Origin of the sequence: Nonomuraea ceibae, assembly GCF_019396325.1 — a bacterium.
Lineage (GTDB): Bacteria > Actinomycetota > Actinomycetes > Streptosporangiales > Streptosporangiaceae > Nonomuraea > Nonomuraea ceibae.
The window spans coordinates 31,020-44,040 of sequence record NZ_JAHKRO010000082.1; the positions used below are offsets into that span (position 1 = coordinate 31,020).

A 13,021-nucleotide genomic window follows, 5' to 3' on the forward strand; every position below is an offset into this window, starting at 1 on the left:
CGAGAACCTGTTCTCGTTTCTTTCCGGGAGCGTAACCCGCCGCTAATGTGGGAGCAAGCGCTTGATTTCAGGAGGTGTCCGTGGAATCGCTGCCGATCAGCACCCCCCACTGCCGCGTCGAACGGGACGGCCACGTGGTCGTCGTCACCATGGACCGCCCCGAGGCCCGCAACGCGCTGTCGTCGGACATGCTGATCGGCCTGGCGAGCGCATGGGCGTACGTGTCGGCCGAGCCGTCCGTCCGCGTCGCCGTCCTGACCGGCGCGCAGGGCACGTTCTGCGCGGGCGCCGACCTCAAGGCCATGGGCCGGCCGCCGCAGGACCCCGAGGTCCAGGCGCGCGGCGCGAAGATCGCCGACTACCACTGGAAGGGCCTGCTGCGCGCCGACCTGCCCACCAAGCCGATCATCAGCGCCGTCGAGGGCCACGCCGTGGCCGGGGGCACCGAGCTGCTGGTCGGCACCGACCTGCGCATCGTCGCCGAGTCGGCCACGCTCGGCCTGTTCGAGGCCAGGCGCGCGCTGTTCCCGATGGGCGGCAGCGCGATCCGGCTGCCCCGGCAGATCCCGTACTGCCACGCCATGGACCTCCTGCTGACCGGGCGGGCCGTCACCGCCGCCGAGGCCCTGTCGATGGGGCTGGTCAACCGCGTCGTCCCCGACGGGCAGGCGCTGCCCGAGGCGCTGAAGCTGGCCGCCGACGTCGCGGCCAGCGGCCCGCTGGCCGTCCAGGCCATCCTGCGCGCCTACCGCGACACGCTCGGCCTGCCGGAGCCCGAGGCGCTCAAGGTCTCCGACGAGCTCGGCTGGCCGGTCATCGGCTCCGAGGACGCCAAGGAGGGCACGCTCGCCTTCCGCGAGAAGCGCCTGCCCGTCTACCGGGGCCGCTGACGCGCCGCTCAGTCGCGGGTGATGCGCTCCAGCCGCTCCAGGGCGTCGGCGTACTCCTCGACGAGGGAGAAGACGACGTCCTTGGTGGCGCGGACCTGGTTGGTGATGCCGATGATCTGGCCCGCCGGGAACGTGGCCAGCTCGGCGGCATCGGAGCGGCCGATGCGCCGCAGCGCGTCCGACACCAGCATGAACTGCAGCGGCATCGGCAGCGTGCCCGGCGACCCGGCCGACTCCCAGGCGTCGGTCCACTCGTTCCTGAGCAGGCGGGCGGGCTTGCCCGTCCAGCTCCGGGAGCGGACCGTGTCGCGGGAGGTGGCCTCCAGGATGCGCCGCTTGGCCATCTCCGGCGTGTCGGCCTCCTCGACCGTGAGCCAGAGCGAGCCGGTCCACACGCCTTCCGCGCCGAGCGCCAGCCCGGCGGCCATCTGGCGGCCGTTGCCGATCCCGCCCGCCGCCAGCACGGGCACGTCGACCGCGTCGACCACCTGCGGGATGAGGACCATGGTGGAGATCTCGCCGGTGTGGCCGCCGGCCTCGGTGCCCTGCGCGACGACCACGTCCACGCCGACCTCGACCTGCTTGAGCGCGTGGCGGGGCGTGGAGGCCAGCGCGGCGACCTTGACGCCGTGCGCGTGGGCCAGCTCGACGATGTCGGCGGGCGGCGGGCCGAGCGCGTTGGCCAGCAGCGCGATCGGGTGCCGCAGCGCGACCTCGACCTGCGGGCGGGCGGTGGCGTCTGTCCAGCCGAGCAGCACCCGGCCGGCGTCGGCGTCCTCGCCGAGCGGCGGCACGCCGTGGGCGGCCAGCAGGCCGTCGACGAACTCCCGGTGCCCCTGCGGGATCATCCCCTGGAGGCGGCCGACGAGCTCCTCGGGCGCGAAGTCGGCGCCCTCGTAGGAGGCGGGCATGACCACGTCGACGCCGTACGGCTTGCCGTCCACGTGGTCGTCGATCCACTTGAGCTCCCGTTCGAGCTCTTCCGGGGTGAAGTAGAGCGCGCCGAGCACGCCCATCCCTCCGGCGCGGCTGACGGCCGCCACCACGTCCCGGCAGTGGCTGAAAGCGAAGATCGGGAGGTCGATTCCGAACATGTCCGTGACCCGGGTCCGCATGGCTCGACGATAAGCCGCGACCCCGCCAACTGCAACGTGTTCTACTCCGCGGTTCGGCTACACCGGGTTCTGTGGAACGGGTTCTAACGCGGCATCCGGCGCCAGAGCGCGCGGGGCAGCAGCCGCATCAGGCCGAACGCCGGCCCGAGCGCCGGAGGCACCCACACGCTCGCTCGGCCCTCACGCAGCGCCCGCACCGTGGCCAGCGCCACCTGCCGGGGCGTCGACGACAGCGGCGCCGGCGTCAGCCCCTCGGTCATCCGCCCGATCACGAACCCCGGCCGCACGATCAGCACCCGGGCCCCGGTGCCGTGCAGCGCGTCGCCGAGCCCCTGCGCGAACCCGTCGAGCCCGGCCTTGGCCGACCCGTACACGAAGTTGGCCCGGCGCACCCGCGCGCCCGCCACCGACGACAGCACCACGAGCGTGCCGTGGCCCTGGCGGCGCAGCACCCGGGCCGCGTGCAGGCCCGCCGACACGTGCGCGCCGTAGTTGACGGCCACGTCGGTCATGGCCGCCGCCGGGTCGGCGTCGTAGGCGTCCTGGCCGCCCAGCACGCCGAACGCGGAGATCACCACGTCGAGGTCGCCGACCAGCTCCACCGCCTTGTCGAAGACCTCGCCGTGGGAGGCCGCGTCGAGCGCGTCGAACGGCAGCACGTGCACCTCGGGCGGCGCCGCCCCGGCGGGCCGCTCGACGTTCGGCGTCACGGCGGGCGGCGGGCCGCCGGGCTCGCGCATCGCCAGTACGATCCGGCTCGCGCCCAGCCCCACCAGCAGCCGGACGATCTCCAGCCCGATCTCGCTGCGTCCGCCGAGCAGCAGCACGGTGTCGACCGCGCCCAGAGCGTTCTTCACAGGCCGAGCCTCCTGGCCAGGTCGGAGCGGAACAGCCCGGCGGGGTCGGCCTCGTCCCTGATCCGCCGCCACCGGTCCAGCCCGGGATACATGCGGGCCATCATGTCAGCTCGCAGCCGCGAGTCCTTGGCCAGGTAGACGCGCCCGCCCGCCTCGGCGACCCGCTCGTCGAAGCCGCGCAGCAGCCGGCCCAGCCCGCGCTGCCCGGCCGGGATGTCGAGGGCCAGCGTCCAGCCCGGCATCGGGAACGACAGCAGCCCGCTGGACCCGGCTCCGAACCGCTTGAGCACGGTCAGGAACGACACGGTCCCGGTCGACGACAGCCGTCCGACGATCTCCCGCAGCGTCTTCTCGGCTCCGAACGGCACCACGAACTGGTATTGGACGAAGCCCCGCGGGCCGTAGACGCGGTTCCAGCCCTCGACGGCGTCGAGCGGGTGGAAGAACGGCGCGATCCCCTGCACGACGCTCGCCCGCCGGGGCGCCCTGCGATACCACGCCTCGTTGAAGGCCCGCACGCTCACGCCGTTGAGCAGCCCGCCGGGGGCCCGGCGGGGGGCGCGCAGCAGGGTGCGGGGTGCGAAGTCGCGGGCGCCACGCTCGGCGTGGTCGCCGCTGGTCAGCACGCCGCGCCCCATCCGGCGCCCGCGCGCCAGCAGGTCGATCCAGGCGACCGTGTAGCGGTGGCGGTCGTCGTCGTCGGCCATGGCGGCCAGCGTCTCGTCCAGGTCGCCGGTGCGCCGCACGTCCACCCGCATGAGGGAGCTCGCCACGGGCACGCAGCCGAACGTCGCCTCGCACACCACGCCGGTCAGCCCCATGCCGCCCACGGTGGCGTGGAACAGCGGCTCGTCCGGGGTGAGCGTGCGCACCGCGCCGTCGGCCGTGACCAGCGTGAGCGAGCGCAGGTGGGCGCCGAAGGAGGAGTCGCGGTGGTGGTTCTTGCCGTGCACGTCGGCCGCGACGGCGCCGCCGACGGTGACGTGACGGGTGCCGGGGCTGACGGGCACGAACCAGCCGCGCGGCACCAGGGCCGTCATCAGCTCGTGCAGGCTCACCCCGGCCGAGGCGGTCACCAGCCCGGTCGCCTCGTCGAAGCTCCAGCCGCCCAGCCCGGTGCAGTCGAGGACCAGGCCGCCGGAGTTCTGGGCGGCGTCGCCGTACGCCCTGCCGAGGCCGCGGGCCAGGAGGCCGCGGCCGGGGGCGGCGCCGACCAGCGCGGCCACCTCGGCGGCGTCGCGCGGCCTGACCACGGTCGCCGGGGAGGGTGACGTGCGGCCCCACCCGGTCAGGAACGTCGTCATGTGTAGATCCCCAGCCCTGCCAGCGCGATCAGCAGCGCGGCGAAGATCCTGATCTGCGGGTCGCGCACGGCAAGCTCCTCGGGCTCTTCTCCGATCCCCCGGTCCACCAGGAGATTGTGCCGCAGGACGAGCAGCACGAAGGGCACGATGCTGAGCCCGTAGAACAGGTTCGCGTGCGCGTTGAGCGCCCACAGGCAGTAGGTCACGATCATCGCGCCCGAGCACATGACGCGGACCTGGGACAGGTAGGCGGGCGTGTAGGCGGCCAGCGTGGCGCGGGTGCCGCTCACGCCCTGGGCGCGCAGCTCGGTCTCCCGCTTGCCCGCGACGAGCTGCAGCGCGGCCAGCGACACCACGACGAGGAACCAGCCGGTCACCGGCACGTCCACGGCGACGGCCCCGGCGTAGGCGCGGACCACGTGGCAGCCGGCGACCGCGATCAGGTCCACGACCTCGACGTGCTTGAGCCACAGCGTGTACGCGAGGGTCAGGGCCAGGTAGCCGGCCACGACGGCGGCCGGACGCCAGTCGCCGGTGAGCGCGGCGACGCCGGGGGCGAGCACCATGAGCGCCACGCCGGTCCAGCGCGCCACCGGCACCGGCACCACGCCGGAGGCGACCGCCCGCTTGCTCTTGCGCGGGTGCAGCCGGTCGGCGGCCACGTCGGCGGCGTCGTTGAGCAGGTAGGACCCGCTGGCGGCCAGGCAGAACGCGGCGAACACGAGCATCGCCGCCAGCAGGCTGCGCGGCTCGCCGATCACTCCGGCGGCCATGGGCGCGGCCAGCACCAGCACGTTCTTCAGCCACTGGCGCGGCCGGGCCGCCCTGATCAGCCCGAGGACGGGCGCGGCGACGGGCCGCGCCACCACCCCGTCCTGGCTCATGCGCGCTTGCGGCTCACCGCGAAGATCCCCACGGCCAGCAGCACGACGCCGACGATCGCCAGCACGAGCGGGATCGTGGTCCTGATCAGCGTGATCTGGCTCTTGCTGTCGGCGGCGCTGTCGACGAGCTTCTTGACCGTCTCGTCCGTCATCTTGGCGTGGGCGACGAACGCCTTGGACCGCTCGACGCCGTCCTGGCTGCGCAGCACCTCGTTGCGCTGCTGCTCCTGCTTGACGGGCGCGCCGGTGACCGGCTCGATCCAGTAGGTGTTGACGCCGGAGTAGACGCGGTCGAGCTGGACGTCACCCGACTCGCCCATGCCGAACCAGGCGGCGGGGGCGGTCCTGGTCTCCGTCTTGGTCTCCGGGACCGTCTGCTCGAACTTGTACACGGTCAGGCCGTTGACCTGCTCCTCGGCGACGAACTTGGCCTCGAACGCCTTGCCGGCCGTGGAGTTGAAGACCTGGTAGCTCTTCTTCTCCACGTCGAAGGGGAACTTGTAGATCTGGCCCTGGAGCTGGACGGGCTCCTTGTCGATGCTGACGCCGCAGCAGTTGAGGCCGACGCCGGAGCGCTTGTCGAAGGCGCTGCGCCGCTCGGTGTAGTCGATCGGCTTGCTGTGGGTGACGTCGTTGACGTAGGTGAACTCGTCCCAGACGACCGTGTCGCCCTCGGCTCCCTTGACGTCGCCCCGGGTGGTGACGGTGATGTCGAGGTCGGCGGTCAGCACCTTGCCGTCGGCGGCGCTGAAGTACTGTGCGCCCGTGGCCCGGAGGTTGCTGATCCCGTACTGGTCGGCCTTGGCGGCGATCAGCGCCGAGGCCACCTGGAAGTGCGTCAGGGGGGACAGCACGACGAGAAAGGCACCGATGGCGATCAGAACGCTTCCAACGACCCGGTTCATGGAACCTCCATGGGACAGGTGCACGGATGCCGGTTTTGGGCGATTACGTACTGAAAACGAGTTCTACTTGCCGGTATGTTATTGCCGCCAGTGAGCGACGTCACCAGGGATGCGGAAACGTGACCGAAACAGGTTCTACATCGGCGGGCAGACCCGTGGTGTCCGGCCGCCAGCCCGCGCTCGACGGCATCCGCGCCGTCGCCGCCCTCGCGGTCCTGCTCTTCCACGTCTCCATGGAGGCGGGCACGGCGCTCCAGCCCGGCTTCCTCGGCGGGCTGCTGTCGCGCGGCGAGATCGGCGTGCCGATCTTCTTCACGCTCTCCGGCCTGCTGCTCTACCGGCCGTGGGCGGCCGCCCTGCTGACCGGCGACCCCGAGCCCGCCGCCGGCCGCTACCTGTGGCGGCGCTTCTTCCGGATCGTCCCCGCGTACTGGCTGGTCGTCGCCGTCGCGCTGCTGCTGTGGGGCGGCGCGCACCGCGGCGACGTGTGGACGTGGGCGAAGATGCTGTTCCTGGTGCACATCTACGACCTCGACCCGTGGTGGTTCGGCCTCGGGCCCAAGGGGCTCGGCCAGATGTGGAGCCTCGCGGTCGAGGCGGCCTTCTACCTCACGCTGCCGCTCATGGCCGCCGCCCTGCGCGCCTTCGCGCTGCGGGCCGGGCCCGGCGTCGCCGCCCGCGCCAAGCGCCTGCTGATCGGCCTGGCCGTCTTCGGCGCGCTCTCGTACGTGTACACGATCTTCGAGTACTTCCCCGAGTACCGGCCGTGGATGAACGTGTGGCTGCCGCGCTCGTGGACGTTCTTCGTGCCCGGCATGGCCCTGGCGGTGCTGACCGTCTGGGCCAGGGCAGAGGACGGCCCGGCACGGCGGCTGGGCGCGGCCCTGGCGGCCTCGTGGGGCACGCTGTGGGTCATCGCCGGCCTGGCGTACGCCATCGCGGCCACGCCGCTCACCGGGCCGCGCTTCGTCGGCCTGGGCGGCATCTGGACCGCGTTCTCCGAGCAGCTCCTCTACACGGTCATCGCCTTCTGCCTGGTGGCGCCCGCCGCGCTGGAGCCCGAGGGGGTCACGCGGGTGCGGCGGGTGATCGGCGGGCGGGTGATGAGCCGGCTGGGCGAGATCTCCTACGGCGTGTTCCTGTGGCAGTTCGTGGTGATCTATCTCTGGTACGACTTCACCGGGCAGCAGCCGTGGAGCGGCAACCTGCTGGTCAACCTGGTCGCGATCGGTGCGATCACGGTCGGGCTGTCGGCGCTCACCTACCGCTGGGTCGAGGAGCCGGCCAGGGCGCTGATCCGGTTCGTGCCTCACAGGGCGGGCCCCGGCTCGCCGAACGCGACCGCCCTGAGACAGAAGTCCTGAGCCCCGGCGCCCGCCACGGTGACGCGCAGCCCGGCGCCCGCGCCGTCGTGCGGGACGTAGAACAGGCCGCCGTCGGCGGGCGTGGCGGGCAGGCTCGCCGCCCGTTCCGTGCCGCCCAGGTCGGCCACCACCCGCACCGGCACCTCGCTGGTGTAGGCCAGGGCGACCACCATGCCGGGCCCGCCCATCGACTCGACGGGGAACACCGCGCCCGCCGGATAGCACTCGGCCCCGGCCACCTCGTCGAAGAACGGCACCACCCGGCCCACCGGCACCAGCTTCCCGGCGTCGTCGAACACGTACGGCCTGGCCGACGGGCGCGGGTCGCGCATCCGCCGCCGCGTCTCCGGGTCGGCCAGCGGGCCCAGCACGTTCGAGGTGAGCCGCCGGGAGCCGTTCCACGGCAGCACGATGTGCGGCGGCACCGGCCGGTCGTACACGTCGAGGTCCGGGGCCTCGGCCAGCGACTGCCGGGCGGCGTCCAGATAGGTCCTGACGCGGTCGCCGGTGAGGGTGTCGGCGTAGGCGTTGGTGGAGACCAGCGCCGCGACCACGAAGGCGGCCGTGAGCGTGCCCGCCGCGGCGGGCAGGCCGCCGGGCGTCCGCCGCCGCACGGCGTCCTCCTCCCCGGCGACCGGCAGCGCGGCCAGGGCCAGGCAGAGGGCGAACAGCACGGCGGCGTCGGCGACGTAGCGCGTCTCGGCCCCCACCATGTCCCACAGCGTGGCGCGGGCGATCACCGTGGGGACCGCGTCGGCCACCACGACGTAGGCGGCCAGGATCGCCCACGCCCGCCAGGCCCGCCGCCGGTACACGCAGGTGAGCGCCACCAGCAGCGCGATCAGCGCCCACGAGGCCACCACCGTGACCGCCTCCGGGTCCGCGAGGCCCCCGGTGGCGGTGACGCCGCCCCAGCGCAGCGGCCCGCCCACGGCGCCTGTCGGGAACGTCTCGCCCAGCAGCCGGCGCACCACCCCCGGCACCAGCTCGGCCTTCGGCCCGGTCAGCGCGTCGGACCCGGCGCTGTCGCGGCGCAGCAGGTAGAGCACCGCGTAACCGGCCAGCAGCGCCCCCTGCGCCCACCAGCCCGGCCGGCGCAGCTCCGCCAGGATCGAGCGGGCCCACAGCCCCCTGCCGAGGAACGCGCTGGACACCCCGAGGATCACGAAGGGGATGAACACCCCCTTGGTGGAGAAGGCCATGCCGGCGGCCGTCCAGATCAGCGCGTGCCACCTGCCCTGCCCGGTCCTGGCGTACCGGACGTGCGCGGCCAGCGCCCCCGCCAGCGCGAGCTGGAGCGGGACCGCGTTGAGCGCCGCCGACCACCAGCTCATCGCGGGCACGGTCAGCGGCGCGAACACGTACACGGCCAGCGGCGCGAGCACCCAGGGCCGGTCGCCGAACAGCCGCCGCAGCAGCACCAGGAACATGACCGACGCCGCCGCCTGGAGCGCGATCGTCACGAACGAGACCAGCGCCCAGCTGTAGGGCGCGACCGCCGAGAGCACCCACACCAGCGCGAGCGCGCCCGGCATGAAGTGCCCCTTGTGCACCCGGGTCAGATAGTCCCAGGTCAGGCCGCTGTCACCGGCCGCGGCGACGAACAGGAAGTCGTCCTCGACGAAGTACGCCCGGCCCAGCACGCTCGCCCTGAAGGCCAGCGAGATCGCGACGAGCAGCAGACCGGCGCCGACGACCGGACCGGTGCCGAGGGAGGGCAGGGTGATCTGGAAGCCGGCGGGGCGTTCGTCCTGGACCGTCAACGCGTTCCCTCCTCTGGAGTATGCTCCGCGCCGTGGACACCCCTGCACCGTTCCGGGCGGATCTGGCGAGGTCCGTCCGGCTGCTGCGCGCCTTCCGCCTCGAACAGAGCGATCCCGACTTCTTCTACGGCACGCTGGCCGCCGACACGGTGGCGCAGCTCGGCACGTACACGGATCTCGACGGCGCGACGGTGGCCGACGTGGGCGGCGGGCCCGGCTACTTCGCCGACGCGCTGCGCGCGGCGGGGGCGCGCCCGGTGTGCGTCGACTGCGACGCCGGCGAGATGCGGCTGCGCGACGGCGCGCCCCCGCGCGACGCGGTGCTGGGCAGCGCGCTGGACCTGCCGCTGGCCACCGGCTCGGTCGACGTGTGCTTCTCGTCCAATGTGCTGGAGCACGTGCCGGACCCGCGACGCATGGCCGACGAGATGGTCCGCGTCACCCGGCCGGGCGGCGTCGTCTACCTGTCCTACACGATCTGGCTGTCGCCCTGGGGCGGCCACGAGACCTCGCCGTGGCACTACCTCGGCGGCCACCGGGCCGCCCGCCGCTACGAGCGCACGCACGGCAGGCCGCCCAAGAACGTCTACGGGGAGAGCATGTTCGCCGTCGGCGTGGCGGGGCCGCTGGCGTGGGCGCGCCGCCACCGCGACGTGGACGTGCTCGACGCGATCCCCCGCTACCACCCGCGCTGGGCCCGGCATGTCGTCCACCTACCTGGCGTCCGCGAGCTCGTCACCTGGAACCTGCTGCTGGTCCTGCGCCGCAGGTGAGCGCCGCCGCGCCAGCCACAGCGCGGCGGCCACGCAGCCCGCGCCGAGCAGCCCGCCGCCGACCGGCGCGACCGTCCCGGCGATCAGCTCCCAGCGCCGGTAGAAGGCCGCCGTCTCCAGCGCCGCCCGCACGTCGCCCGCCGCCGTGGTGAAGTCGGCGTCCAGCGCCACCAGCCTGCCGCTCCCGTCGGCCGTGACGAGCGTCTCCGTCACCCGGTCCGCGGTCTTCACGGGCAGCCCGCTGACCGGTTCGACCCAGAAGGTCCGGCGGATCTCCGCGTAGCGGGCCACGCCCACGTCGCCCGCGCCCTTGAGCCCGAGCAGCCGGCGCGGCACCGGCGGCTGCTCCCCCGGCACGAGCTGCCTCGGCGTGCGCTGCGCGTAGCGGTGCGTCTCGACGCCGCGCACCCGCTCGACCCCTTCGTACGTGACCGGCACCGCCCGCCGCAGCCGCAGGTCGAACAGCGTGTAGTCGCGCGGCTCCGCCCCGAACGGCCACCGGTACGCCTGGCCCGACTGCTTGATCCGGGCGTCCTCGTCCAGATACTCGCCGCAGCAGTTGACGATCACGCCGGTCCGCCGGTCGAAGGCCAGCCGCCGCTCGTGGTAGTCGAGCCGCCGGTCGTCGCGGGTGGCCAGCGAGACCGACTCGGTCCACACCGCCCGCCGCTCGTCCCCGGCCAGCACGTCGCCGATCAGCCAGCGGGTCAGCACCAGCGGGCCCCGCTGCGGCTTCATCGTGGCCGGGTCCAGGTAGGTCGCGGACTCGGCCACCGACCTGGTCATCGTCTGCTGCTCCAGCGGCGCCACGAACACCCGCGCGGAGACGTGCCAGCGCATCAGCGGGACCATCGTCAGCAGGAACGCCCCGGTCGCGGCCAGGACCAGCGCGAGGGTCGTGCGGCTCACGGTCACGGGACGGGCACCGCCTGACCGGGGGTGACCGCGCCGACGCACACGCCGGGCGGCAGGTCGGGCAGCACGATGCGGTCCGCCCCCGGCTCGGCGACCATGAACACCTTGCCGAGCCCGGCGCGCAGCTTCACGTCGACGGGCCGGTCGGCCATCCACAGCGTGACCTCGGTGTCGGCGCGGGCGGAGTAGCCGAGCCGGATCAGCGTGCCCTCGACGCGCGGCGGCGAGGCGGCCAGCGGCACCTGCACGGTCCCTCCCGTCGCGGGCCAGCAGCCGTCGGGCGTGCGCGGCGCGAGCTCGGTCCCGGCGACCTCCACCGGCCGCAGCCGGCCAAGGTCGTCGAAGACCAGGCCGTCCAGCGCCGCAGGCGGGTCCTGCATGCGGGCCCGGAGCTGCGGCGACGCCATCGCGCCCAGCACCCTGGAGGTGAGACTGTAGGTGCGGTAGCCGCCCGGCACCACGTCGGCGGGCACCAGCCGGTCGTAGACGACAGCGCCGGGCGCGGCCTTCGCCAGCTCGGCGCGGGCGGTCTCGATGTAGCCGTGCCGCCGGTCCGCGCCCAGGTAGCCGGCGAAGATCGTCACCGAGACGAGCGACGCGCCCGCGAACACGCCGAGGGCCGTGCCGCACAGCCCGCTCACCCGTTCCCTGGCGGGCAGCGGCCTGCGGTACGGCTCGGCCTCACCGGGCAGCGGCAGCAGCACGAGCCCGACGACGAGCGCGAGCAGCGGCGCGGCGTCGGCCACGTAGCGGGTGTCCGTACCGGCGAACGAGCCGAGCAGGTGCACCCGCCCCCACAGGACGGGCAGCGCGTCGGCCACGACGGCGTAGCCGAGCAGCAGCCCCCAGGCCAGGTACGCCCGCCGCCGGTAGTAGCCGGTCACCACGACCAGCAGCGCGAGGACCAGCAGCGAGAGCACCACCAGCGGGGTGGGCGGCGCGGCGACGCCCCAGTCGTTCCCGGCGAACCACTTCCACGGCCCGCCCAGCACGGTCGTCGCGAACGTCCTGCCGAGCAGCTCCCACAGGAAGCTCGCGGCCTGGTCGAAGAGGGGCAGGCCGCCGGTGTTCGGCGCGGCCAGCGACCGCTGCGCGTACAGGGCGCCGAACGCGGCCAGCACGCCCGCGTACATCAGCCAGGCGGCCAGGCGCCTGCGCAGCCCGCCGAAGTAGATCGCCGTCAGCGCGAGCAGCACCAGCGGCACGGCGAAGCCCTTGACGAAGCCGAGCAGCCCGACCAGCACCCAAGCCGCCGCCGCCACCGCGTGGCGCAGCCGCCCGGTGCGCACGTGATGCCAGTGCGAGGCCACCGCCATCGGCAGCGCGAGCTGCAGGAACACCGTGTTGAGCGCCGCCGCCCACCAGGCGAGCGCCGGGAACGTGATCGGCGCCAGCAGGAACACGAGCAGCGGCGCCAGGATCGCCGGCCGCGCGCCGAACACGACCCGCAGCATGCGCAGCACGGCGAGCCCGGCGGCCGCGTGCAGCACGAGCACGCCGCCCGCCGCCACCCCCCATCCGTACGGCTCCAGCCGGGCCGAGAGCCAGGCCAGCAGGAACCCGCCGGGCATGAACTGGCCGAAGTGGATCCGGGTCAGGTAGTCGAAGGAGAGCCCGCTCTCGACCGCCCTGGCCACGAACTCGTAGTCGTCCTCCTTGAAGTAGGCGTGCTGGAGGAGCACCGCCTTCCACGCCAGCGCGGCGGCGACCATCACGACCCCGGTCAGCACCACGCCGTGCCGGCGCACCGCCCTGACCAGCGGCCCGGGTACCGCGATCACGATCCGGCCGGGCTGCTCCGTCGTCGTCATGGCACGCTCGTCATGGTCGGGCCGCCCGCGGCGACGGGGACGGGGGCTCGGGTCCTGGGCGCGGGCCGTGTCCTGGCGGCGGCCTCGACGCAGAGCTGCGCCAGCAGCGGCACGCACAGGAGCTGCGTCCACAGCCCGCCCACGCCGGCCGCGACCCCGGCGGCGGCGACCAGATACAGCGCGATGCCCGCGTACGGGCCGGACAGCGGGCGCAGCAGCCGGGCCCGCGGTCCCGCGCGCAGGTGCTCGGCGTCGCGCAGCGGGCGCAGCCACAGGCCCGGCAGGAACGTGAGCGCCGCGACCGCCGCGCCCGCCGGCCCGCCCACCCAGTAGCCGACCGCGACGGCCACGGGCAGCATCAGGCCCCCGCGCGGCGCGGCGGGCCGGCACGGCGGCAGCCGCCGCAGCCGCCCCCGGCCGGGCGTCAGCGCCAGCGCCAC

12 protein-coding genes are annotated in these 13,021 nt (G+C 74.0%); 3 read left to right on the forward strand and 9 right to left on the reverse strand.

The features are described from left to right. Positions 1-80 precede the first annotated feature (80 nt). Positions 81-890 carry a crotonase/enoyl-CoA hydratase family protein gene (locus KME80_RS35450; protein ID WP_219511281.1) on the forward strand — a complete coding sequence of 270 codons (810 nt, stop codon included), beginning with the start codon at positions 81-83 and terminating at the stop codon, positions 888-890. 8 nt (positions 891-898) lie between these two features. On the opposite strand, the gene KME80_RS35455 is transcribed toward KME80_RS35450, so the two are convergent. The 5 genes from KME80_RS35455 to pgfA (KME80_RS35475) form a co-directional block, all read right to left on the reverse strand. Continuing rightward, positions 899-2,005 (reverse strand): NAD(P)H-dependent flavin oxidoreductase, encoded by a 1,107-nt coding sequence (locus KME80_RS35455; protein ID WP_219511283.1) that lies wholly within the window; start codon positions 2,003-2,005, stop codon positions 899-901. Positions 2,006-2,088: 83 nt separating this feature from the next. Next, positions 2,089-2,862 carry a decaprenylphospho-beta-D-erythro-pentofuranosid-2-ulose 2-reductase gene (dprE2, locus tag KME80_RS35460; RefSeq protein ID WP_219511284.1) on the reverse strand — a complete coding sequence of 258 codons (774 nt, stop codon included), beginning with the start codon at positions 2,860-2,862 and terminating at the stop codon, positions 2,089-2,091. Next, positions 2,859-4,166: an FAD-binding oxidoreductase gene (gene dprE1, locus KME80_RS35465; RefSeq protein WP_219511286.1), complete on the reverse strand. Its 1,308-nt coding sequence runs from the start codon at positions 4,164-4,166 to the stop codon at positions 2,859-2,861. Before dprE1 ends, dprE2 begins: the two co-directional genes overlap by 4 nt. Then, the gene (locus KME80_RS35470; protein ID WP_219511288.1) at positions 4,163-5,050 is read right to left on the reverse strand and encodes a decaprenyl-phosphate phosphoribosyltransferase; all 888 of its coding nucleotides are present in this window, start codon (positions 5,048-5,050) and stop codon (positions 4,163-4,165) included. The genes dprE1 and KME80_RS35470 overlap by 4 nt, the downstream gene beginning before the upstream one ends. Further along, a complete protein-coding gene (gene pgfA / locus KME80_RS35475; RefSeq protein WP_219511290.1) occupies positions 5,047-5,955 on the reverse strand; it encodes a cell envelope lipid trafficking protein PgfA in 909 nt (302 codons plus the stop codon). The genes KME80_RS35470 and pgfA (KME80_RS35475) overlap by 4 nt, the downstream gene beginning before the upstream one ends. 119 nt (positions 5,956-6,074) lie before the next feature. Between pgfA (KME80_RS35475) and KME80_RS35480 the strand changes: the two genes are divergently transcribed. Beyond that, complete coding sequence (locus KME80_RS35480) at positions 6,075-7,319, forward strand: acyltransferase family protein (RefSeq protein WP_308126057.1); 1,245 nt, start codon at positions 6,075-6,077, stop codon at positions 7,317-7,319. Here the strand turns inward: KME80_RS35480 and KME80_RS35485 are convergent. Further along, complete coding sequence (locus KME80_RS35485; RefSeq protein WP_219511296.1) at positions 7,265-9,082, reverse strand: hypothetical protein; 1,818 nt, start codon at positions 9,080-9,082, stop codon at positions 7,265-7,267. The two genes, KME80_RS35480 and KME80_RS35485, sit on opposite strands and share 55 nt — an antisense overlap. A 20-nt stretch (positions 9,083-9,102) precedes the next feature. Here KME80_RS35485 and KME80_RS35490 point away from each other — a divergent pair, with 20 nt between their 5' ends. Then, a complete protein-coding gene (locus KME80_RS35490; RefSeq protein WP_219511298.1) occupies positions 9,103-9,855 on the forward strand; it encodes a methyltransferase domain-containing protein in 753 nt (250 codons plus the stop codon). On the opposite strand, the gene pgfA (KME80_RS35495) is transcribed toward KME80_RS35490, so the two are convergent. From pgfA (KME80_RS35495) to KME80_RS35505, 3 genes are all read right to left on the reverse strand, one after another. Continuing rightward, the gene (gene pgfA / locus KME80_RS35495; RefSeq protein ID WP_219511300.1) at positions 9,796-10,764 is read right to left on the reverse strand and encodes a cell envelope lipid trafficking protein PgfA; all 969 of its coding nucleotides are present in this window, start codon (positions 10,762-10,764) and stop codon (positions 9,796-9,798) included. The genes KME80_RS35490 and pgfA (KME80_RS35495) overlap by 60 nt on opposite strands. 2 nt (positions 10,765-10,766) lie before the next feature. Next, positions 10,767-12,581 carry a hypothetical protein gene (locus KME80_RS35500; protein WP_219511301.1) on the reverse strand — a complete coding sequence of 605 codons (1,815 nt, stop codon included), beginning with the start codon at positions 12,579-12,581 and terminating at the stop codon, positions 10,767-10,769. Beyond that, on the reverse strand, positions 12,578-13,021 hold a 444-nt coding region (locus tag KME80_RS35505; protein ID WP_219511303.1), incomplete at its 5' end, for a hypothetical protein. The genes KME80_RS35500 and KME80_RS35505, both read right to left, overlap by 4 nt.

Coding starts and splice junctions, on each gene's coding strand:
- KME80_RS35470 (WP_219511288.1), bottom strand. CDS start 5,050: ATGAGCCAGGACGGGGTGGTGGCGCGGCCCGTCGCCGCGCCCGTCCTC.
- dprE1 (WP_219511286.1), bottom strand. CDS start 4,166: ATGACGACGTTCCTGACCGGGTGGGGCCGCACGTCACCCTCCCCGGCG.
- KME80_RS35455 (WP_219511283.1), bottom strand. CDS start 2,005: ATGCGGACCCGGGTCACGGACATGTTCGGAATCGACCTCCCGATCTTC.
- pgfA (WP_219511290.1), bottom strand. CDS start 5,955: ATGAACCGGGTCGTTGGAAGCGTTCTGATCGCCATCGGTGCCTTTCTC.
- KME80_RS35500 (WP_219511301.1), bottom strand. CDS start 12,581: ATGACGACGACGGAGCAGCCCGGCCGGATCGTGATCGCGGTACCCGGG.
- KME80_RS35490 (WP_219511298.1), top strand. CDS start 9,103: ATGCTCCGCGCCGTGGACACCCCTGCACCGTTCCGGGCGGATCTGGCG.